The sequence below is a fragment of the Janibacter limosus genome, from assembly GCF_004295485.1.
Lineage (GTDB): Bacteria > Actinomycetota > Actinomycetes > Actinomycetales > Dermatophilaceae > Janibacter > Janibacter limosus_A.
The window spans coordinates 1222116-1243014 of sequence record NZ_CP036164.1 but is presented as its reverse complement, the minus strand read 5'-3'; the positions used below and the strand labels follow the sequence as shown (position 1 = coordinate 1243014).

The window sequence follows — 20899 nt, the reverse complement described above, 5'->3', positions numbered from 1 at the left end:
CGAAGGGAGCAAAGCCGGGTCGTCGACTAGCGTCCGTCCCATGGATGAGGGGCAGGTCGACTACACCGAGGCGGTCAGTCGGCGGGCGAGCAGCCAGGCCGAGACGGTCGCGGCAAACCGCGGCTGGTGGGACCAGGAGGCGTCCGCCTACCTGACCGAGCACGGCGAGTTCCTCGGGGACGCCGACCTCGTCTGGGGTCCCGAGGGATGGTCGGAGGACGACCTGCACGTGCTCGGCGACCCGACCGCGCTGCAGGGGCGCACCGTCCTCGAGTTCGGTGGCGGCGGCGCCCAGGGCGGGCGGTGGTGCGCTGCACGTGGTGCCCGCGTCGTCTCGACCGACCTGTCCGCCGGGATGCTGACCACGGCCCGGGCCATCGACGCCCGCACCGAGGGCGTCGCTCCCCTGCTCGCCCAGGCGGATGCGACGCGCCTGCCCTTCGCCGACGCGAGCTTCGACATCGTCTTCTCCGCCTACGGGGCCACCCCCTTCGTCGCCGACTCCGCGGGACTCATGCGGGAGCTCGCCCGGGTGCTGCGCCCCGGGGGCCGGCTCGCCTTCTCGACGACCCACCCGATCCGGTGGGCCTTCCCCGACGTGCCGGGACCCGAGGGCCTGACGGCGACCATGTCCTACTTCGACGAGCGGCCCTATGTCGAGGCCGAGTGGGACCGGGCCAGCTATGTGGAGCACCACCGCACCATGGGCAACCGGATCGCCGAGATCATCGACGCGGGACTCGTCCTGCGGGCTGTGCACGAGTTGGAGTGGCCTCTCGACAACACGGAGGTGTGGGGGGCCTGGTCGCCGCTGCGGGGTCGGCTCCTCCCGGGCACGGCGATCTTCGTGGCCACCCGACCGGGCTGACCCGACCCACCGGGGCAGACCCACGGGGCGCGGTCGCACGGGGCACCAACAAACGGGCCGGGCCGACGTCATGGATGACGTCGGCCCGGCCCGGTGGGGTTGCAGGTGACTCAGCGTCCGAAGACCGGGTCCCCACGCTGGTCGTCGTCGCGGTCCGGCTCCGGGTCGGCCGTGCGGCGCCGACCGATCACGAGCGAGAGCACCAGCCCACCCAGGAGCAGCAGGATGCCGAGGATCGTGAAGATCAGGGGCAGGGTCGACTGGACCATGTGCAGCTGCGCCGACTTGGACTTGTACTCCTCGACATTGCCGGAGACCGTGTCAGGGGTGAAGCGGGAGGTCGTCTCGAGGGCGTTGAGGGTCTTGCCGTCGTAGCGGAACTCCTGCTTCTGGTCCTCGACCCGGTCCAGGACGACTCCGGTGACCGGGTCGACCCAGAAGGTGCGCTTGTTGGAGTAGTAGCGGTCTGCGTCGACGGCGCCGGAGCTCGCGGACCCACCGAAGAGGTTGCCGGGCAGCTCCCGCGTCGCGTACTTGGTCTCGGGGACCTCCTGGGTGAACACGTAGGTGTTCATCCCCTGCAGCTCCTCCTCGCCCGTGTACTTGACCGGGAAGGCCTGGCCGACCGTGCTGTCCCACCAGGTGTAGGTGTCGACCGGCTGGGTGTCGAAGGGGAACTTCACCAGCAGGCCCGAGCGCTTGACGGCCTCGCCGTTCTTGGACTCGCCGCAGCAGTTGATGGCCTCGCCGGTGTGCCGGTCGAAGACGAGCACCTCGGTGCTGCCGTCCATCGGGATGTTGTCGCCGTTGTTGTCGCTGACCTGGCCGCTGTTCCAGATCGCGACGTCCTCGCCGGTCTCCTCGGAGGCCTGCTCGGAGGCCTCGGGGTCACCGATGATGCGCGCCGTCGTCGTCAGCTCACCGTTACCGGGCTTGACGTTGTCGGCGTCGAAGAACTTGGCATCCGGGTCCTGCACGATCTGCGTCGTGTTCTGGTCCGTGGGGACGACCGCCAGACGCGGATAGGCATAGAACTTGAAGAGCAGTCCCATGGTGAGGATGAACGCGCCGACACACATGATGATCGTCGGCAGCAGGTACTTGCGCACGAGAGAACCCTCCTTGGCCCTAAATAACTTACCGGACAGTAGCACCTCGTGAGCGCCACCTCAGTCCGAGAACAGAGTAGGGGACGTGGCCTTCACCACGTCGGACGAACACGAACCCGGCTCAGTGCCCCGAGGGGCCGAGCAGTCGGGTCACCGCATCACCCACCGGACGATCGACCGCGACCCGCTCCGTCCGCATCCCGAGACGCCCGGCCGGCTCGAGGTCGGAGGGCATGTCGCCCACCATGACGCACCTGGCGGGGTCCGCCCAGGACGCCCGGCGCAGGGCCTCGCGGAAGAGTCCGTCGAGCGGCTTGCGGCAGCCGCACTCGCCGTGACCGTGCGGGCAGACCACGACGGCGTCCAGCCGTCCTCCCTCCACCCGCAGGAGCGACTCGAGCCGGGCGTGAACCGCCACGAGCGCGTCGCGGTCCATCAGGCCGCGGGCGATCCCGCGTTGGTTGGTGACGAGCACCGTGCGGCACCCGGCCCGGGTGAGCCGCCCGACCGCCTGCGCCGCGCCCGGCAGCAGCTCGAGGTCCTCGGGGCGCGTGACGTAGTCGTCCGGGACGCGCACGTTGAGCGTGCCGTCACGATCGAGCAGGACGAGGTCGAAGGGGGTGCCCTCCGCCGGCGGGTGCAGGGCCGGCGGCCCGAACCACCACGGGCTCGGGGTCAGGACGGGTCCTGCATGGCCAGGTCGACCGCCTCGCACCAGGCGTGCGCCCACAGCATGTGGACCTCCTGGATCCGCGGGGTCTCGCTGGACGGCACGACCAGCAGGTGGTCGGCCAGATCGCCCTGGCCGGCCCCCTTCGCGCCGGTCATGAGGATGGTGCGCACGCCGCGTCGACGGGCCTCGGCCAGCGCTGCGACGACATTGGGGCTCGTGCCCGAGGTCGACATCGTGAGCAGGACGTCCCCGGGCCGGGCGAAGGCCTGCACGCCGCGCAGGAAGACCTGGTCGAAGCCGTAGTCGTTGCCGATCGCGGTGAGCGACGAGTGCGACTCGGCAAGGCTGATGGCGGGAAGGGGGTGGCGGTCGTGGATGCACTTGCCGAGGAACTCTGCGGCCACGTGGCTGGCGATGGCCGCCGAGCCGCCGTTGCCCGCGACGAGCAGGGTCCCGCCCGCGCGCAGCGCCTCGAGGACCGCCTCGCCGGCCGCCTCGACGGCCGCGCGCGTCGCGGGTGCGGCGACCTGCTCGGCGAGGTCTGCCCAGGCGGCGATCCCGGCATCGAGCTGCCGGGCCACGAGGCCGGACCGCGTCTCGGTGGATGTCATTGCTGGCCCTTCCAGGTCGTGACGCCGTGCTTGGTGAAGGTGAACTCCGAGACCGACAGCCCCAGGCGGATGAGCTCGTCGGCCACGAAGTGGCGCTTCTCGAACTCGCAGATGAAGATCATGTGCCCGCCACCGCCGGCACCCGTCACCTTGCCACCGAAGGCGCCGCACCCGAGGGCGGTCTCCACGGCCTCGGCGATGAGCGGCGTGGTGATGCGCGAGGACATCCTCTGCTTCTGCTGCCACGCCTGCCCCAGCAGGTGGCCGATCTCGTCGACCTTGCCGCGCAGCAGGGCCACGCGCATGGCGTCGGCGAGGTCGCGCTGGGCGCGCAGGCCCGCCACGGCGTCCTCGTTGCCCGTCTCGTAGCGGGTGACCTGGTCCTCGATGATGTGGTCGCTCACGCGGGTGCGGCCCGTGTAGGCGAGCAGCATGTTGTGCTCGAGCTCGTGGACGGTGTCGGGGCGGACCCGCAGCGGGTTGACGACGACCTCGCCGTCCTGCCGGAACTCCATGAAGTTGAACCCGCCGAAGGCGGCCGCGTACTGGTCCTGGTAGCCGCCGGGGATCTGCAGGTCCTCGCGCTCGAGGCGGTAGGCGAGCTCGGCGATCTCGTGCGGACCCAGGTCCAGGCCGCAGTGTCGGGCGACGAGGTCGATGACCGCGACCATGACGGCGCTCGAGCTGCCCAGCCCGGAGCCCGGAGGGGCATTGGTGTGCAGGAAGAGGTCGAACCCGTCGGAGCGGATGGCCCCCTCGAGCGTCATGATCCGGGCGATGGCGGCCTTGGGCAGGTCGAGGGTCCCGTCGAGCACGAGAGGCGTCCCCACGTCGTACCCGATCGAGGTCCCGTAGTCGTGCGACTCGACGGTGATGTGACCGTCGGAGCGCGGCCGGAGGGTCGCGTAGGCGTAGCTGCCGATCGTCGCGCTGAGGACGGCTCCCCCTTCGCGTTGGGGGAAGGGGGCGACATCTGTGCCCCCACCAGCGAAACTGACCCGCAGGGGTGCGCGAGCGCGCAGCACTGGACGCACGGTCATGGAGGTCCTCCCCAGAGTGAAGATCGGCGATTATTACCGAATGGTAGGCGACGACATCAGTACCGCGACGCAACGTCCGGGGCGCATCCTCGGGCTCGACCTGCTCCGTGCGGTGGCGGCATGGCTCGTCCTGCTCTCGCACGTCGCCTTCTGGACCGGGGCGGGGGCGCACGGAACCGTCGGCGGCCTGGCCGTGCGCGGCGAGCTCGGGGTCGCCGTCTTCTTCGCCCTCTCCGCCTTCCTGCTGTCCACTCCCTTCGTCCGTCGGGGGCTGGGCGACCGGGCACCGTGGTCGGCCGGGAGATACCTCGTGCGTCGCGCGGCGCGCATCCTCCCCGCCTACCTGCTGGCCCTCGCAGCGGTCGTCGCGGTGGCTGCCGCCCTGGGGGGTGCGGCCGGCAGCGTGCTGGACCTGCCGACCGTGCTCGTGCACCTCGTGGTGGGCCAGGGCTTCACGGGTCGCACCTTCCAGTCCTTCACCCAGACCTGGAGCCTGACCACCGAGATCACCTTCTACGTCCTGCTGCCCGTCGTCGCGCTCCTCGTGGCACCGCTCGTGCGTGCCGACACGCCCGTCGCCCGGGCGCGCCGGATGCTCGTGCTGTGCGCCGTGGTCGCCGTCGGCGGGCTGTGCGCGCAGGCAGCCTCGGCCCTCGTGCCCGACCCCCAGTGGGCGGGCGTGATCGCGACCAGCGCCGCGGGGCACGCGGCCTGGTTCGCGATCGGCACGGCGGCGACGGTGCTGGTCGAGGCCGAGCGAGCGGGCATCGAGGTGACGCCGCGGCCGGCGCTCGCGGTGCTGCGGACCAGCCCCGGGACCCTTGTGCTGCTGGCGATCGTCGCGTGGGTCATCGCCTCGACACCCATCGCCGGTCCGAGAGGGGTCGAGGCCTCCACACCCGCGCAGGCCCTGGCCGCCGAGGTCCTGTACGGCGTGGTCGCTGCCAGCCTGCTGCTCGCCGGCACCTCTCGCGGCCTCACCGAGAGCCTCACGGCCTCCCCCGTGGCGGGAGCCCTGCGCTGGCTCGGCAACATCTCCTACGCCGTCTTCCTCTGGCACGTCCTCGTCCTGCAGGTGGTCTTCGCGGCCCTGGACCTGCGACTCTTCGCCGCTCCCTTCGCCCCGACCCTGCTCCTCGTGACGATCGTCAGCGTGGGTCTGGGGCACCTGTCGTGGATGCTGGTGGAGCGTCCGGTGCTCGATCGCGCCCACCGCGCCACGGTCGCACCAACGCCGCAACCAGCAGACCGAGGGTGAGCGCCCCGAGCAGCTGCGAGACGAGCGACCCGGTGGACTGACGCTCGGCCACCCCGAGCACGGCCAGCGCGACCCCCGCTCCGGACAGGACCAGGGCGACCCAGAGAGCGCGGCGGCGCACGGGCACCAGCGCCCCGATCACCGACGCCATCATCCCCACGGGACCGGCCACGAGCAGCCCGACGAGGGCGGCGACCAGCACCGCGGTGAGCACGGTCAGCAGGACCGGGGCGCTCCGGTCCGCGTCCTTCGTCGCGGCAGGGGTGCCCGGGATGTCGGCCGGGCCCACGATCGGGGCGACGACCGGGGCGTCCTCGGCACGAGCGTCATCGGTTACGGCGTCCACGTCGCGCGCGGCGTCCGCGTCGCGCGCGGCGTCCGCGTCGCGCGCGGCGTCCCGGCGTCGCAGGACCATCTCGAGCAGGGCCCACAGGAGCAGGACCGCGACCAGGGCCGCCCCGGCCGCGAGCGCGAGCCGGTGCTGCCCGTTGGGCGCGAAGTCCACCACGACCTTCGTCGTGCTGCCGGTCGGGACGACGAAGGCCTGGCGCCACCCGTCCACGGTCACGGGCTCCAGCCGGTGCCCCTGGTCGTCGGTGGCCCGCCACCCGGCGTTGGCGCCCTGGCTCAGGGCCAGCACCGACCGCGTGCCGGGGCCGACCTCGAAGACCCAGCGGCCGACGTGGTCGCGGCGACTGGTCACCGTGCGCTCCGGGGCGACGTCGGTGCGGGTCCACCCCGTCGGGACGAGCGAGACGGTCTGCGGCAGGAGTCCGGGGGCGGCGAGCGCGCTGATCTCGCCGTCTCCGGCCGGGAGGTCGCCGCATGCCGTCGCCGCGACCGGGTCGCCGGCGATGAGGGCGCGGCGCGAGGCGGTGAGGGACAGACCGATCCGCCCGTCGGCCCGACCGACGGCGCCCGCCTCGGTGCACGGCAGGGTGAGCTGCCCCGTCGGGCCGGAGAGTCCGGCGATGCCCACCTCCGGCGCGGCCCACGAGGCCCGACCCGGCGGTCGGGTGAAGGTCAGCGACAGGGACCGGGTGCGCTGCTCGGGGATCTGCAGGGTCGTCCCGCTCGGCAGCACGTAGCGTCCCGAGTCCGTCGCCACGGTCACCGACCCCGACGGCCGGTCGAGGGTGATGGTGCTGACCTGCCGCTCGGCGCCGAGGTCGACGGCGAGGGTGGGTTCGGCGGTGCGCGCGGAGGGGCGCCAGCGCGTCGCGGGGTCACCGTCGATCGCGGCCACCGGCCAGGAGGTGAGTCCGTCGGCGGGTTGGGACCCATCGGGCAGGGTGCTGCCGGCCAGGCTCCAGGGAGCAGCGACGACTGCCTGGCCCGACTCGTCCGCGCGCGCCCGGACGGTCGCGGAGACCTGCGTCTGCGGCAGGGGGCCGACGCTGCGCACGAGGTCCGGCGGGTCCTCACCCATCTCGGGGAGCACCGCGCCCCGGGGGTCCCTCGTGAGGAGCACCGGACCGGGGCCCTCCGGGACGCTGAGGCCCGTCGACATCCGTGGCCCGCCCTCGAGCTCGAGCTCGCGCACCCCCAGCGGCTGCTGGGCGGTGCCAGCAGGGCCGGTGTCGCCGGTGAGCGAGACGGTCAGGCTCCGCCGCTCCCGGCCGTCGAGCGGCACCCGCCAGGTCGTCGACCCCGGCAGGCGGTGTCCGGTGCTCCCAGCGACCTCCGCCCCGACGACGGGGGCGATGTCGCTGCCCCACGCCGCGTGGACGAGCAGCGCGTCCGGCCGGCTGCCGTCGGGCAGGTCCACTGTGACGGTCTGGGTGGGTGATCCGTCGCCGCTCAGCCACGCGGTGCGTGGGTCACCGTCGACCATCGCTGCTGGACCGCTGCCCGCCCCGCGCCAGTCGGCGGCGAAGGGGTCGGCGGCGCTGGAGGTGACGCGCAGCGCGTCCAGGCCCGCGTAGAAGCGGGTCGTCCTGCCCACCGGCTGGCCGCCCGGGGCCAGGTCGCGGGTCCCCACGACTGCCGGTCGCTCGTCGTCAGCCGGCAGGGTCGGGCCGTGGCCGCGTGCCGCAGGGCGGCCGGAGTTCAGTGCCTGCCACCGCAGGGTGTCGGACCGGACGTCGGCGTGCGCGCCGTCGGCCTGCGTGGTCAGGGCGTCGGGGTCCAGCAGCCCGGCCGCGACGAGCGCGAACCACGCCTCGGGGGCGCCCGCCACGTCGACCATCGCGGCGCTGGGGACGAGCGAGACCGGGGTGGCCGGCTCGTCGAGCCGCCACACGCTGATCCGGTCGGACCCCTCCCCGACCGACCGGGCGAGACTCACCCCGGGGCTCGCGGTGAAGGTCGCTGCCACCCGGACGGGGTCCACGGCGCCGACATCGGGGTCGAGGCCTCCCCTGACGACGACCCGGGAGACGCCGAGCCGCCGCAGGCCCTGCGCGAGTGCCGGCTGGCTGCGACCGGTCGCGGTGAGGTCGTCGACGCGGTCGAGGATGCGGGTGGCCCCAGGGTGCCCGAGCGGAGCGGCCGCCCGGACCAGGACCGGTGAGGCGGCGAGGGCCGTCAGCGGCTCGTCGGTGAGCCGGCCCCAGGTGAAGTCAGCGCTGCGCGCCCCCGGCAGGACCAGCGTCGTGCCCCCATCGGTCGCGGCCATCGCGTCGACGTCGGCGGCAATCTCCTGCCAGGCGGTCGGCACCCCGTCGGCGGCCCACGCATCGCCCACCCGCGAGGCCCACAGCGGGGCCAGCGAGCCGACCAGGGCCAGCACCGTCCCGATGACGACGACCTGGCGGGCGAGCGGCCCGGCACCACGCTCGACCCGGGTGGCCCAGTGCGCGATCAACCCGACGCCGATCGCCACGGGCAGCCGGATGAGCAGGTCGGCCTTGTGGACATTGCGGAAGGGGGCGAGAGGCCCGTCGAGCCAGCCCTGGACCGTCGTCGCCAAGGGACCGGAGGCCGACCCGGAGCGGCCCACCGCCATGGCGACCACCCCGACGAGGACGAGAGCGAGCGCCCACCGGGTGAGGTGGCGACCGGTCGTCGACGCGGGGTCCTCGCCGGTGTCGTCATCGCCCGATCGGCGACGGACCAGACCGGCGAGGCCGAGGCCCGCCAGCACCGTCGTCGCGATGATCCCGGTCACCGACTGGGCCAGCAGCCAGCCGCTCTGCCAGGTGGGGTGGTCACCCGCCGTGAGGATGTAGGCGATCCAGTGGTTGGCGCCCCGCAGCACATTGGTGACGGACGCGACCGCGGTCGTCGTCGACGCGAGCTCGATGTGGTCGAGGAAGGGGTAGGAGTACCGGCCGAGGACGAGAAGCGGACCGAGCCACCATGCGGAGCCGAGGGCTGCTCCCCCGCACCACCACAGCAGGGCGCGCCAGCGGCGGCGCCCGCCGGGAGCCAGCAGGATCCAGGCCGCCGCCGGGACCAGGGCCACCAGGGAGACCGTGGCGTTGACGCCGCCGAGGGAGGCGGCCAGCAGGCCGGTCCCCACGGCCATCCGCCGTCGTGCGGCAGGAGGGGCATCGGGGGCCACCCCCTTCGCGGCGAGCAGGACCAGCCACGGGGCGAGCGCCTGCGGCCACACCTCCACCGAGATCTCGGAGAGCACGGTGAGCACCCGCGGGGACAGCGCGAAGACCGCGCCGACGACGAGGGCGGGGACCGTGGGGAGTCCACCCACCCGCCGGGCCAGCCGCTCTGCACCGACGAAGGACACGACGAGGATCAGGGTCCACCAGACGCGCTGGGTCACCCATCCCGGCGCGCCCACGGCATCGCCCGCCCAGAAGAGGGGACCCATCGGCCAGAGGTAGCCGTAGGCCTGGTTCTGCAGCTCGCCGATGCCGGTGTGGTCGTTCCACGCCCACAGGGCCCGGCCCAGGAAGCGGCCCGGCGAGATGACGAGGTCGCTCTTGGTGTCGGGCTCGAGCATGCCCGGGGCCACGAGCCACGGGACCACGGCGACGAGCAGGGCCGCGACGACCCGCTGCAGGCGCGCCCTGGCGGCGTCGACCGCGCCGGGGTCGCTCCCTTCGGTCATCGCCGACGCAGGATGAGCAGGAGGTTCCAGGTGACGACCTCGCGTACGCCGGGCACTCGCAGGATGTGGGCGGCGGCGTCGGGGAGGTAGCGCGGGCGGGCCGCGAGCACGTCGGCGTCCGCCCGGTGCGCCCAGTCCAGCCCCTGCCGCACGCTCACCCGGTGCAGGGTGTCGCCGACCCTGTTCTTGGGCGGGTGCCCGTGCTTGCGCTCGTAGCGTGCGATCGCCCGCTCGCCGCCCAGCCAGTGCCACGGCGAGGTCTCGTGACCACCCCAGGGCGAGAGCCAGTTGGTGTAGGAGAGGAAGACCAGCCCGCCGGGTCGGGTCGCCCGCAGCAGCTCGTCGGCCACGGCCTCGGGGTCGGGGACGTGCTCCCACATGTTGCTCGAGAAGACGATGTCGACACTGCCGTCGGCCACGGGCAGGCGCAGGGCATCGCCCACCACTCCCCCGTCGCGCACGGACGAGACGCTCGCGTCGTGGTCGACGGGCACGTAGTGGGCGCCGGCAGCGCGGAAGGCCCGGGCGAACTCGCTCGGACCCGCCCCGACGTCGAGCACGGTGCGGCCCTCGAGCGGGGCGTGCTCCTGCAGGAGGGCGATCGAGTCGGCAGCCAGCTCGGAGTAGAAGCGGTGCGGGTCGCTCTGCTCGACGAGGAAGGAGCGGAAGAGACGCACCGAGCGGCGCAGACCGCGAGGCGTCGGCTCACTGGAGGTCATCGGCACGACTCCATCATGGACGACGCGCGATCAGCTGGAGGGTCGGGCGGCTGCGTGGCGAGACGAGGCGCTGCCCGACGACGACGGGGACGCTCGCGACCGCGGCCGCGAGGACCGGCCGGGAGCCGAGCACGCCGCGGGGCCGCGGCCCGGGACGCACCGCCCTCGCCAGGCTGGCGGCGTCGACGCTCAGGCTGTCGAGGAGCAGCCGGCGGACCCGGATGTCGACGAATCCGGCCTTCGCGGCCGCCCGGGCCAGAGAGTCCGCGGAGAAGAACCGGACGTGGGTCGGGTCCTCGAGCATCCACCAGGCGGCGCCGTAGCGCTCGACGCCCGTGCTGTCACCCGCCGGCGTGATGAAGCTGGCCCGTCCCCCGGGGCGCAGCAGCTCCCATGACGAGCGCAGCGCCAGGTGCGGGTCGACGACGTGCTCGAGGACGTGGATGCCGTAGACGAGGTCCTGGTCGCCGGGGAGCCGGGAGGCGTGCTCGATCCCCCCGACCCGCAGGTCCCCCCGGGCCCGCACGACCTCGTCGACACCGATGCCGAGCTGGTCGGGGTCGACGCCAGCGACCTCGGCGCCGTCGTCGAGGAAGCGCCGCAGCATCGACCCGGCCCCGTAGCCGACCTCGAAGACCCGGGCCGGCACACCGTCGCGGACCAGCTCGCGATAGGTCAGGTCGAGCCGGATGCGATCCAGCGTGGGCTCCCCGCCGTAGGCCAGGTCACGGTGGTCGGCCGGGCACCGCTCCAGGTCGCGTCGCAGGTGCCCGCAGCGCTCGCACCGCTCCACCACGCACCCACCCCGGATCGCATGGCCGCGCACGTCGCCATCGCACACCTCACAGGTGACGTGGCCACTCTCACCTACCGTTGGGTAACTCACAGCGTTAGCCTATCCGTCGGTGCCGCGACAGCCGCGACGCCGACAAGGAGTGACGATGACGCCGATCACGGCAGCCCCGAAGGAGCGACTTCGGGTCCTCTACCTCTCGTGGCGAGATCGGGAGAACCCCGAGGCCGGAGGGGCGGAGACCTTCACCGAGCGGACCTCCGAGGTGCTGACGCAGGCCGGGCACGAGGTGACGATCTTCACCGCGTCCTTCCCCGGCGCGAGCCCCCGCACCCAGCACGGTGACGTCTCCGTGATCCGCCGCGGCTCGAAGTTCAGCGTCTACCTCCACGGCATGTGGCACGTCCTGCGGCACGGCCGCGGCTACGACGTCATCCTCGACGTGCAGAACGGCGTGCCCTTCTGGGCCCCCCTCGTGGCCAAGGTCCCGGTCATCAACATCGTCCACCACGTCCACCGCGACCAGTGGGGCGCGGTCTTCGGCCCCAGGATCGCCCGGCTGGGGTGGTTCCTCGAGTCCAAGGTCGCACCGCGGGTCTACCGCGACAGCCGGTATGTCACCGTCTCGAAGTCGACGCGCTCCGAGCTCGAGGAGCTCGGGGTCGACCCCCGGCGCGTCGACCTCGTCTACTCCGGCAACGACCGTCCGGCCGACCTCGACGGCTACGCCCGCCTGGAGCGCACCGAGACCCCCACCATGCTCTTCCTGGGCAGGCTCGTCCCGCACAAGCACGTCGAGCAGGCCGTCGACATCCTGGCCTCCCGCGCCGCGACCCATCCGGATCTGGAGCTGCACGTCGTGGGTGGTGGCTACTGGGAGGCGGCGATCGCCGACCACGCTCGCGCCGTCGGTGTCGCCGACCGGGTGCACCTGCACGGGTTCGTCGAGGAGTCCCTCAAGCACGAGCTGCTCGCGCGGGCGTGGCTGGTCGTCATGCCCTCGCACAAGGAAGGCTGGGGGCTGACCATCGTCGAGGCCGGCCTGCACGCCACCCCCGCCGTCGCCTACAGCTTCGCCGGCGGCCCCAGCGAGTCGATCGTCCACGGGCGCACCGGGCTGCTCGCCGACTCCGCCAGTGAGTTCGAGGAGCACGTCATCACCCTCGTGGACGACGCCGCACTGCGTCGCGACCTCGGCCGCACCGCCCGGCTGTACGCGAGCTCCTTCGACTGGGTCCGCGCCGGTCACCGGCTCGAGTCGGTGGTCCGCTCCGTCCTCGGTCTCAGCGACCGCTACCGCGACGACGTCATCGACCTCGACGCGCTCATCGCGTCCCGGACCGTCGACCCGTCGCCGGCCGACGAGCTGGCGTCCGTGGCCTCCTGACGGCCACCTCACGACCAAGCCTCGGCACGGCGAAGGGGGCGTCCGCTCGGATCGAGCGGACGCCCCCCTTCGTGGGGTCGTGGCAGGTCAGCTGTTGTAGTTGATGACCTGGTCGTTGGTCTGCGGCATCGAGGCACTGCTCTGCACCTGGACGATGCCAAAGATCGCCAAGGCGGCCAGGAGCGCGCCGATGACGGTGCCGCCCACGTTGTAGGCGATCTTCTTCGAGGCGTCGTTGTTCACTGGTGGTCCTCCATGGAGCGGATACGAATCGTGCCCACTGTATACCGGGCAGTCACCTGTCGCGACCTGGTCCCGCGTGTCGCCCTCGTCTCATTCGCGAGGGCCCCGGCGCAGGAGCGCCACGACGCACAGGAGCACGGCACCTGCGGTGCCCAGCAGCCCCAGGCCTCGCAGGCGATCCGGTGGCGGCGTGCTGATGCTGCTCGGGCCCAGGTCGTACAGCTCGAGGTCACCGATCGTGGTGGTCGGGGTCCCTGACAGGTCGGGGACGGTGCCGTCCGGAGCGGGCTGGTCCCGCTGCACGAGGACCCAGCGCACACCGAGGGATCGCAGGACACCGACGGTGTCCCCCCCTTCGTCCAGGGAGCGGGTCACCCTCGCGGCTGCCGGGTCCTCGCCCGCCACCGTGCCCTGCCGCAGCGGGAGCCGGTCGTCGGAGAGGACGGGTTGCGGGAGGAGGCGGTTCCACGGGTCGAGGACCACCCGGTCGGCGTTCCACGCGTACCGCCGGTACGTGGACCACGGGAAGACGGCGACCGGGTCGTCGGAGTCCGCGAGCTGCTGGGCCACGGCGCGCACGTCCTGGGGGTAGTCGACGCTGCCCCAGGCGCCGGCGTGGCCCCAGGCCAGTGAAGGGAGCGTGGCCAACGGCCAGGCGACGGCCAGGAGGACCGGCAGCACGGGGGCCCTGCGCTCGACCAACCGGTCCACGACGACCGCGGTGGCCACCGCGAGGAGCAGGACCCACAGCGCGGTGAACTTCTGGGCGTCCCGCAGGAGCCCGCCCCCCGGCACGTGCGTCACGACCGCCTCGAGCACACCGGCTCCACCGGGCAGCGTCGCCAGTGCGGCGACGAGCAGCCCGATCACGCCGGCGGCTGTCGCGGCGCGCTCGCGAGGACCGCGCCACCAGGTCCGACGGCACATGGCGAGCACGAGCACGAGGAGGACCGCGACGAGGGCGGCCAGGGCCACCGGCCAGGTCGTCCTCTCGACGAACCAGGTGCGGTCGTTCCACAGACCACCGCCGAGGACGAGGGAGCCCAGGACGCCGAAGGGGGTGTCCGCCCCGGCCGCGAAGGCGTCTGCCCCGTGGGCATCGGCCGCCTTGGGTGCCGAGCGGAGGAAGGGCCACCACCAGGCCGCGTTGGCCAGGAGCGAGGTCCCGAGGACGACGGCCAGGTCCCGGACCACCGCGCGGACGGGGCCGCCGAGGCAGACGACGGTGACCGTGGCCAGCCCGGTCGCCAAGACGCCAGGCGTCGACCCGCCGAGCGCGGCCGCGGTGAGCGAGACCACGAGCAGGGCCCGGCCACGCCTGTCCCTGATCCGGGTGGCCGCCGACAGGACCCACGGCAGCATGGCGAAGCCGAGCAGGTAGCCCCAGTGACCGATGCCCAGACGCTCCCCGACCCACGGGTTCCAGGACCACAGGACCGCGGCCGCCGCAGCACCCGGGAGGGTCCGCGCGAGGCTCCCCGCCCCCGCGCCGCCGATGACGAAGGCACCGAGGAGCAGGATCTTCTGCACGAGCCATCCCGGCAGCACCAGGTCGAGGAGCGCGACGACGAGGTCGTTGGGCACCGCCCGGGGGACGCTGCCGTCGATCCCGAGCGTGCGCGCCGACAGCGGGAGGTCAGGGACGAAGACGAGGTCGTAGTGGAGGGTGTGGCCGGGGGCCAGCGCGGGCCCCAGCACCAGCACGCCGAGCACCGCGCCGATGGCCGCTCCGACGGCGGCGGGACGCGAGGCCTGCGCGGGGATCGACACGTCAGACCCGGTGCAGGGCTTCGATCTCGGCGAACGCAGACCCCATCGCCGCGCACTGGGTGGTCAGGTCGTGGCGGGTGAGCGCATGCGACCGGTTGGCGACGGCGACCTCGGCCCGCAGTCGCGGGTCACGCAGGAAGTGCAGGAGGGAGTCCGCGAGGGCCTCGGCGTCGTCCTCCACCAGACGGTTGGGGGGCTGGACGGCCTCGTCGTTGGTGCCGCACCGGGTGGTCACGATCGGCAGGCCGCAGGCCAGCGCCTCGAGATAGGCCAGACCGAGCTGCTCGGTCCACTTCCACGTCGGACGCGGCGCCGTGGTGAAGACGGCCGCCGAGCGCATCAGGTCGGCGACACCAGCGGTGTCGAGGGAGCCCATGAGCTCGACGCCCGAGCGCGGGTCCTGTGCCGCAGCCTGCACGAGGTGCTCCAGCGGCCCACGACCGGCTACCTTCAGCCGGGCCTCGGGGATCTCACGGCGCACGATCGCCATCGCCTCGAGCACCCGGTCGATGCCCTTGTTGTCGGCGAGCGGGGAGGCGAAGACCACGATGGGCTCGGCGACCGGCTCGGCTGCCGGGTGGAAGAGCTCGGTGTCCACCCCCGGCTTGACCACGCGGATGAGCTCGTCGTCGAAGCCATTGGCCAGGAGGTGGTCGCGGGCCGCGTCGACCATGCACAGGAGCAGGTCCGCGTCGCGGCAGGAGCTCAACGCCTGCCGGTAGGGCGGGACCTTGTAGAGCGGTTGGTCCGGCAGATTTTCCCAGGTGATGACCGCCTGGAGCGGGCGGCGAACTCCAGCCGAGCGAGCGGCCCGTCGCCAGCGCGAGGCCTGCCCCGTCACCAGCGAGCACAGCTCGAGGGAGGTCACCCAGTCGTACTCCCCCGGGTCCTTGTCGGTGAGCCCCCGCACCCAGGCCAGGGCTCCTGCCTCGACGAAGCGCTTGATCGGTCGGGTGTAGGTGCTCGGGATCCAGTCGATCTGGCCGACGGGCTCCTGCTGGGCCATCGCCCGCACCCGGGTGCCCGGCATCCGGGACATCCAGTACAGCTCGCGTCGGGCCCGCTGGTCCGGGAGGGAGACCCAGAGCATGCGACGCAGGTCCTCGCTCATGGCGTCGTCCGGTCCTTGCGTCCGCGACGCGCTCCCATCGCGTAGCCGCCCGCCTCCATCGCCCGCAGGGCCACCATGCCGATCGCGTGCGCCGGGTCGCCCAGCAACCGCCGGTGGTTGCGCAGGTAGGACCGCAGCACTGCCTTGCCCTGCGCACCCACCGCGCCCTCGTGCTGCTCGGCGAAGGCGGGGATGCTGCGTCCGTAGTAGTAGCGCTTGCTCATCACGTCACGCACGGTGAGGCGACCCTCGTCGTGGTCGATGATGATCGGCGCGAGCTCGATCCCGGCACCGGAGCTGCGCATCTTCATCCTCAGGTCGGCGTCCTCCGGGCCGGACATGTCGGTGTGGAAGGTGCCGTCCCCGAGCAGGTAGTCACGTCGCACGAGGCGGGGGTTGTGCAGCCACGGGTCGTCCAGGTAGCACTCGCGCTCCAGGGCGCGGCACGCGGTCCAGAAGCCCTCGCCGATGGTCCGCTCGGGCAGGGCGATGCCCGTGGCGCCGGTGGCCCGGGCGGTGTCCAGCGCCAGGGCGATCGTGCGGGGAGGGAGGACCATGTCGCTGTCCAGCCAGAGCACCCACTCCGAGCGGGCGGCCTCGATCCCCGTGTTGCGCTGCGCCGAGCGCTCGGGGCCTGCGGTGATCACCCGGTCGGCGAAGCGCTCGGCGACCTGCGGCGTGCCGTCGCTGCTGTGGTTGTCGACGACCAGGAGCTCGACTCCCGGGTGGGTCTGCTCGGCCACCGACCGCAGGCAGGCCTCGATGGTGCGGATGTTGTTGCGGGTGGGGACCACCACGGTGACGGTCGCCCGCTCGGCGTCCCGGTCTGCTCCGGTCACGTGTCCTGCTCCTCGGGTGGGTCATGGCGCATGAAGGTGCCGAGGACGGCGACCACGAGCCCGGCGCCGGCGATGTGGTGGGGCACCAGCGCCGCCTTGACGGCGTCGGCGCTCACGGTGCCCAGCGTGTCGCCGATGGCGCTCTGGACGATGAAGGCCACGGCGGAGACCAGGACCAGACCGGCACCGACGGTGATCAGCAGCCCGGGGCGAGGGCCCGCCCGCCGCACCAGCAGCATCGCGGCCAGGGCGGCGAGCCCCCCGCCGATCCCGGTGAGCGCCGCTGCGCCCACGACGATGGCCGCCTCGAGGGCCAGACGTCGCCGCCCGGCGAGGCCGGTGAGGAGGTCGCCGAGTGCGTGGCTCACGGGTCGGACCGGACGGTGGTCGTCCACGGCAGCCTGCTCCGGGACCGCGTCGTCCTGCTCCGGGACCGCCGTGACCGTCGACCCGGCGGCGGTGGCGCCGTCGGGCGTGGCGTGTGCGGGCTCGGTCGCGGCGGGCTCGGTCTCGTCGGGCTCGGTCTCGTCGGCGGCAGGAGATGCCACCGGCTCCTCCCACTCGCTCTCGCGCTGGGTACGGATCGCGGTGACCCGACGGCGGATGACCGGGACGAAGAAGAGGATCGTGCACAGGAGCAGCCCCAGGACGGAGAGCCCGAGGGCGATGTTGGCGGAGCGCTGCGGGCCGTAGGCGACGGTGACGGTGTGCTCGCCGAGGTCGTCGACGTACCAGCCGGCCGCATAGCCGTTGACGACGACGGGGGGACCCAGGTCGGTCCCGTCCTCCAGGGTGGCCTTCCACCGAGGGTCGTGGCCCTGGCCGATCGACAGGAAGTAGGGCGTGCTGGCGGCGCCGACCGAGACCTTCATCGACGACGAGATCTTGCTGCGGCGCACCTCGACCACGGGTGCGGGCACCCGCTCGGGGCTCGTCGTGCCGACCACGTCGTTCAGGGAGACCCGGTCGAGCTGCAGACCGTCCACCGGGCGCAGCTGGTGCTCGCCCCAGACGACGGACTCCTTGTCGCAGCCCGTCCACGTGGTCGCCGGGTCCCCGGGCCCGGCGATGGCCTCGGGGTTGTCCGGTCGCATCGTGACCGGTTTGCCGTCGAGGGTGGCGACGGTGACGCACCGGTCGGCGCCGGCGTCCCGGGTGATCCTCGCCCCGGTGTCGATGGTCGTGAAGCGGGCCGGTCGGCTGCCCGCCGAGTCGTCGACCTCGTCCAGCGTGATCCGGACCTTGCTTCCGCGCGTGCCGGGCGGCAGGTCGATGCTCGAGGTGCCCTGCCCGATCGGTCCGGATGCGACCTTGGTGCCGTCCACGACCACGGATGCCCGGGTGACCCAGGCGGTGTCGCCCTCGTCGCCGGGGCCGGGTGCCTGCGTCACGGTGACCTCGGACAGGTTGCGCTCCGGCCCGGAGATCTCCCACCACCCGTCCGTGATGTCGCCGCCGGGGACCCAGGCCGAGGCGGACGAGCTGTCAGCGGCCTTGGAGGCGCGCCGCGTCAACGAGTCGAAGTAGGTGCGGTTGGAGCGCGCCCGATAGGTCGTGCCCAGCCCGGCCAGCTCGTCCGCGAGGACCTCTCGGGGGCCGAGGGCGCGCACCTGGGCCTCGGCCCGGTAGGTCCGGTCGTCGGGGACGGTGAAGTCACGGCGCAGCCCCTGCTCGGTGTCGTCGTCGGGGGCGTCGGTGTTCTTGACCCGGCTGAAGAGGATGTCGAGGGGACGGTCGGCGAAGTCCTGCCGCTCCGCAGGGCTGAGCTCCCCATACAGGCGGGTGAGGGTGTCGGGTACCCGCGTGGTCCGCTCGGCGGTGGCGGACACCCCACCGATGGTGACCTCGGAGACGCCCACGAGGCTGAAGCCCTGCCCGCGGATGCCGCCCACTGTGATCTTCACCCGGTCCGAGGTGACTCCGCCGAGGTTGAGCACCGCCGTGCCGTCCTTGGTGACCTCGACGCTCTCGCGGGCGTCACCGGCCTGGACGTCGAGGCGGTCGATCCGCACGTCTCCCAGCGCGGTCGTGTCGATCTCGATCCGCCCGAGCCGCTGCTCCTTCGGCAGCGAGAGGGTGAGCGACTCCCCCTTCGCCCGTCGGAAGTCACCGAAGAGCCACGAGGTCGCGGGGTCACCGTCGACGGCGTTCTCGGCGACGCCGTGCGGGAGGTCGAAGAAGGCTCCTCCCGCCGAGGACGCCGTGGCCCGGATGCCCTCGCGCACGAGGGTGCTCTGGTCCCGTGGGTCGTCGCCGAGCGTGCGCGTGACCTTGGGGGTCTCGTCCGCCGACAGGATCGCGCCCTCGTTGGAGGTCAGCCGGTTGGTGATCGCCGCCCGTCGCTGGTTGGTGTCGGTGACCACCATCCGACCGTCCTCGGACAGCAGGGTGCGCAGCTGGTCGCCCGTCATGCCCTGGGCGTAGCGGATGGCCGGTGAGCCGTCGAGCAGGCCCTCCTGCTGCAGCGCGGGGATCGCCCAGGCGTCACCGGCGACGACGAGGCTGTCGCTGGCGCTCGTCGCGCGCACCATGCCCTGCGAGTTGTGGACCCCGTAGAGCTGCAGCGGGGTCAGCACGGCCTCCTCCTGGGACAGCGGAGGGTTGGCCCGGGTGAACATGTTGCGCCCCGGGGTGCCGAAGTTGCGCAGCCCCTGCAGTCCGGGGTCGTCGGCCAGGGCACGTGCGGTGCTGCCGGGCCGGGCGCCTCCGGTGTCCTCCCACACCACGTCGTGACGCAGCAGGACCTGGTCGGCCCCGAGGTAGCGGGCGAAGGGAGAGATGTCGCGCGTCCCGGCGGTCCCCGACTGCAGCGTGCTGTCCAGCGCGGCCAGGAAGTTGCCGCCGCTCTGCGAGGTGTTGGGGATGGTCTCGGGGATCACCGCGTCGCGGGTGAAGAGCGAGTTGGGCAGGTCGTCGGGCCGGTCCAGGCTCCACCGATAGCTGGAGCGGGTCTGCCCGGGCAGCACCAGGACGCGCTGGTCGGGGTTGCCGCGGTCGATCGCCGTGGCCGCCTCACGCCAGTAGTCGGGGACGTCCAGCGGCGAGACGTAGAGGTTGCCCGTCACCGCGGGAGCGACGAGCGCGAGCACGACCGCGGTCCCCGCGCCGGCCGCGAGCGGTGCCCGGCCGTGCCCGCGCAGCACCCGGGGCAGCACCCGCACGAGGGCGAGCCCGAGGAGCAGGGCGAAGGCCAGCGCGAGACCGGCGCCGATCTTGTTGGTGGTCCGGAAGGCGATCAGCGGCCCGACGTGGTCGAAGAGCCATCGCAGCACGACGGCGAAGGGAGAGCTGCCGTTGCCTCCCGGGTAGAGACCGACCATGACGACCGCCACCATGGCGGCGGCGACGGCCGAGAACCTCGCCAGGCGGGCCGGGACGACCTTGAGCGCGAGGAGCGCAGCCGCCGGCCAGACCATCGTCAGCAGGATGATCACGGAGCTGGTGAAGTACATGGCGTACTGCGGGAGCCACGGGCCGGCGTCGGAGGACCCGTAGTAGGACCACAGGCCCAGCCCGCGCAGGATCTCGACGAAGGAGCTCGTGCGGGCGATGCCGTCGAGCGTCTCGGAACCCTCGGCGATCTGGCTCCCCGTGCCGGAGGCGGCGGCCCCGGGGACGAGCCAGTAGAGCGAGACGAGGACGACGAAGAGGGCGCACCTGGCCAGGGTGACCGCGATCTGCCGCCAGGTGAGGTCGCTGTCGGAGCGCACGTAGAGGGCGAGCGGGATGACCAGCAGGAGCTGGTAGACGGGGACGACCCCGACATTCATGCCGCTCATGCCGAAGAAGACCAGGGCGACCCCGGCGGGCCACGCCCAGCTCGACGGGTCGCGCAATGCCCGGGTCATCGCCACGAGCAACCACGGCAGCAGTGCCATCGGCAGGGCGATGGCCAGCGTGCTGCCGCCGGCCACCGCATAGGGGTTGGCGATGTAGGCGACCCCGGCGAGCAGGCCCGCCCACGCGCTGGCGGACGGGACGAGGGTGCGCAGCAGCCGGTTGGTCCCCCACGCAGCGAGGACCCAGAGGATCAGGTGGTAGACCTTGAAGGCCATCTCCGGGTCCAGCCCGATCGCCCGCAACGCCGCGGTGACGAGCAGCACGGGCACCAGCCCAACGTTGAAGTTGGGCGAGCCGAGATAGGGCGAGGAGGTCCACGCCGCGAGGTACCTGGGCAGCATCTCGCCCGGCGCGAGGTAGACCTCCGGCTTGATGTCGGTCTGGAAGACACCCCAGCTGTTGGCGAAGACGATGACGCCCAGGACGACGACGAGGCCCAGGGTGACGACGCGCCCGGAGACCACACGGGGAAGCCGTAGCCGGCTGCGCACGCTGTCGTCTCCTCTCGTCCGGGTTGAAGGATGACGCGCCTGCAGCACGCCGGACGGTCGATCCTAACCGACGAGGCCGAGCGCACTACCGGGGCGTAACATCTGGCTCACCACATCACATCGTCCTGAACAACG

The 20899-nt window shown here is 72.8% G+C and carries 15 protein-coding genes; 3 read left to right on the top strand and 12 right to left on the bottom strand.

What is annotated here, in order from left to right; translation table 11 throughout:
• Positions 1–40 precede the first annotated feature (40 nt).
• Positions 41–868 (top strand): class I SAM-dependent methyltransferase, encoded by an 828-nt coding sequence (locus EXU32_RS05950; RefSeq protein ID WP_130629069.1) that lies wholly within the window; start codon positions 41–43, stop codon positions 866–868.
• A gap of 110 nt (positions 869–978) precedes the next feature.
• Here the strand turns inward: EXU32_RS05950 and EXU32_RS05945 are convergent, their stop codons facing one another.
• The 4 genes from EXU32_RS05945 to EXU32_RS05930 all read right to left on the bottom strand — a co-directional run bounded on the left by EXU32_RS05945 (position 979) and on the right by EXU32_RS05930 (position 4301).
• Positions 979–1977, bottom strand: a complete 999-nt coding sequence (locus EXU32_RS05945; protein WP_130629068.1) for a DUF3068 domain-containing protein — start codon at positions 1975–1977, stop codon at positions 979–981.
• A gap of 121 nt (positions 1978–2098) precedes the next feature.
• On the bottom strand, positions 2099–2707 hold the full coding sequence (locus tag EXU32_RS05940; RefSeq protein WP_130629067.1) for a D-glycero-alpha-D-manno-heptose-1,7-bisphosphate 7-phosphatase: 609 nt from the start codon (positions 2705–2707) through the stop codon (positions 2099–2101).
• On the bottom strand, positions 2653–3261 hold the full coding sequence (locus tag EXU32_RS05935) for a D-sedoheptulose-7-phosphate isomerase (protein ID WP_130629066.1): 609 nt from the start codon (positions 3259–3261) through the stop codon (positions 2653–2655). Before EXU32_RS05935 ends, EXU32_RS05940 begins: the two co-directional genes overlap by 55 nt.
• Positions 3258–4301: a GHMP kinase gene (locus EXU32_RS05930; protein WP_130629065.1), complete on the bottom strand. Its 1044-nt coding sequence runs from the start codon at positions 4299–4301 to the stop codon at positions 3258–3260. Before EXU32_RS05930 ends, EXU32_RS05935 begins: the two co-directional genes overlap by 4 nt.
• Positions 4302–4341: 40 nt before the next feature.
• Here EXU32_RS05930 and EXU32_RS05925 point away from each other — a divergent pair, with 40 nt between their 5' ends.
• Positions 4342–5559: an acyltransferase family protein gene (locus EXU32_RS05925; protein ID WP_165399592.1), complete on the top strand. Its 1218-nt coding sequence runs from the start codon at positions 4342–4344 to the stop codon at positions 5557–5559.
• Here the strand turns inward: EXU32_RS05925 and EXU32_RS05920 are convergent.
• Genes EXU32_RS05920 through EXU32_RS05910 form a run of 3 tightly spaced genes read right to left on the bottom strand, consistent with a single transcriptional unit; the run spans position 5450 to position 11086 of the window.
• Positions 5450–9571 carry an alpha-(1->3)-arabinofuranosyltransferase domain-containing protein gene (locus EXU32_RS05920; RefSeq protein WP_130629063.1) on the bottom strand — a complete coding sequence of 1374 codons (4122 nt, stop codon included), beginning with the start codon at positions 9569–9571 and terminating at the stop codon, positions 5450–5452. The two genes, EXU32_RS05925 and EXU32_RS05920, sit on opposite strands and share 110 nt — an antisense overlap.
• Entirely contained in the window at positions 9568–10290 is a 723-nt protein-coding gene (locus EXU32_RS05915) for a class I SAM-dependent methyltransferase (RefSeq protein ID WP_130629062.1), read from the bottom strand. Before EXU32_RS05915 ends, EXU32_RS05920 begins: the two co-directional genes overlap by 4 nt.
• A gap of 13 nt (positions 10291–10303) precedes the next feature.
• Positions 10304–11086 (bottom strand): class I SAM-dependent methyltransferase, encoded by a 783-nt coding sequence (locus tag EXU32_RS05910; protein WP_242612900.1) that lies wholly within the window; start codon positions 11084–11086, stop codon positions 10304–10306.
• A 145-nt stretch (positions 11087–11231) separates the two neighbouring features.
• On the opposite strand from EXU32_RS05910, the gene EXU32_RS05905 reads away from it, so the two are divergent.
• On the top strand, positions 11232–12470 hold the full coding sequence (locus EXU32_RS05905) for a glycosyltransferase family 4 protein (RefSeq protein WP_130629061.1): 1239 nt from the start codon (positions 11232–11234) through the stop codon (positions 12468–12470).
• A gap of 87 nt (positions 12471–12557) precedes the next feature.
• On the opposite strand, the gene EXU32_RS05900 is transcribed toward EXU32_RS05905, so the two are convergent.
• The 5 genes from EXU32_RS05900 to EXU32_RS05880 form a co-directional block, all read right to left on the bottom strand.
• Positions 12558–12713, bottom strand: a complete 156-nt coding sequence (locus EXU32_RS05900) for a DUF2613 family protein (RefSeq protein ID WP_130629060.1) — start codon at positions 12711–12713, stop codon at positions 12558–12560.
• A gap of 90 nt (positions 12714–12803) precedes the next feature.
• Complete coding sequence (locus EXU32_RS05895; protein WP_130629059.1) at positions 12804–14483, bottom strand: hypothetical protein; 1680 nt, start codon at positions 14481–14483, stop codon at positions 12804–12806.
• 1 nt (position 14484) lies between these two features.
• Positions 14485–15594, bottom strand: a complete 1110-nt coding sequence (locus EXU32_RS05890) for a glycosyltransferase family 4 protein (protein WP_130629058.1) — start codon at positions 15592–15594, stop codon at positions 14485–14487.
• Positions 15591–16433: a glycosyltransferase family 2 protein gene (locus tag EXU32_RS05885; RefSeq protein ID WP_130629057.1), complete on the bottom strand. Its 843-nt coding sequence runs from the start codon at positions 16431–16433 to the stop codon at positions 15591–15593. Before EXU32_RS05885 ends, EXU32_RS05890 begins: the two co-directional genes overlap by 4 nt.
• A complete protein-coding gene (locus EXU32_RS05880) occupies positions 16430–20764 on the bottom strand; it encodes an alpha-(1->3)-arabinofuranosyltransferase domain-containing protein (protein WP_165399591.1) in 4335 nt (1444 codons plus the stop codon). The genes EXU32_RS05885 and EXU32_RS05880 overlap by 4 nt, the downstream gene beginning before the upstream one ends.
• Positions 20765–20899 lie beyond the last annotated feature (135 nt).

Excerpts from the sequence above, each read along its gene's own strand:
- EXU32_RS05950 (WP_130629069.1), top strand. The coding sequence starts at position 41 with ATGGATGAGGGGCAGGTCGACTACACCGAGGCGGTCAGTCGGCGGGCG.
- EXU32_RS05930 (WP_130629065.1), bottom strand. The coding sequence starts at position 4,301 with ATGACCGTGCGTCCAGTGCTGCGCGCTCGCGCACCCCTGCGGGTCAGT.
- EXU32_RS05890 (WP_130629058.1), bottom strand. The coding sequence starts at position 15,594 with ATGAGCGAGGACCTGCGTCGCATGCTCTGGGTCTCCCTCCCGGACCAG.
- EXU32_RS05920 (WP_130629063.1), bottom strand. The coding sequence starts at position 9,571 with ATGACCGAAGGGAGCGACCCCGGCGCGGTCGACGCCGCCAGGGCGCGC.
- EXU32_RS05905 (WP_130629061.1), top strand. The coding sequence starts at position 11,232 with ATGACGCCGATCACGGCAGCCCCGAAGGAGCGACTTCGGGTCCTCTAC.
- EXU32_RS05925 (WP_165399592.1), top strand. The coding sequence starts at position 4,342 with ATGGTAGGCGACGACATCAGTACCGCGACGCAACGTCCGGGGCGCATC.
- EXU32_RS05915 (WP_130629062.1), bottom strand. The coding sequence starts at position 10,290 with ATGACCTCCAGTGAGCCGACGCCTCGCGGTCTGCGCCGCTCGGTGCGT.
- EXU32_RS05935 (WP_130629066.1), bottom strand. The coding sequence starts at position 3,261 with ATGACATCCACCGAGACGCGGTCCGGCCTCGTGGCCCGGCAGCTCGAT.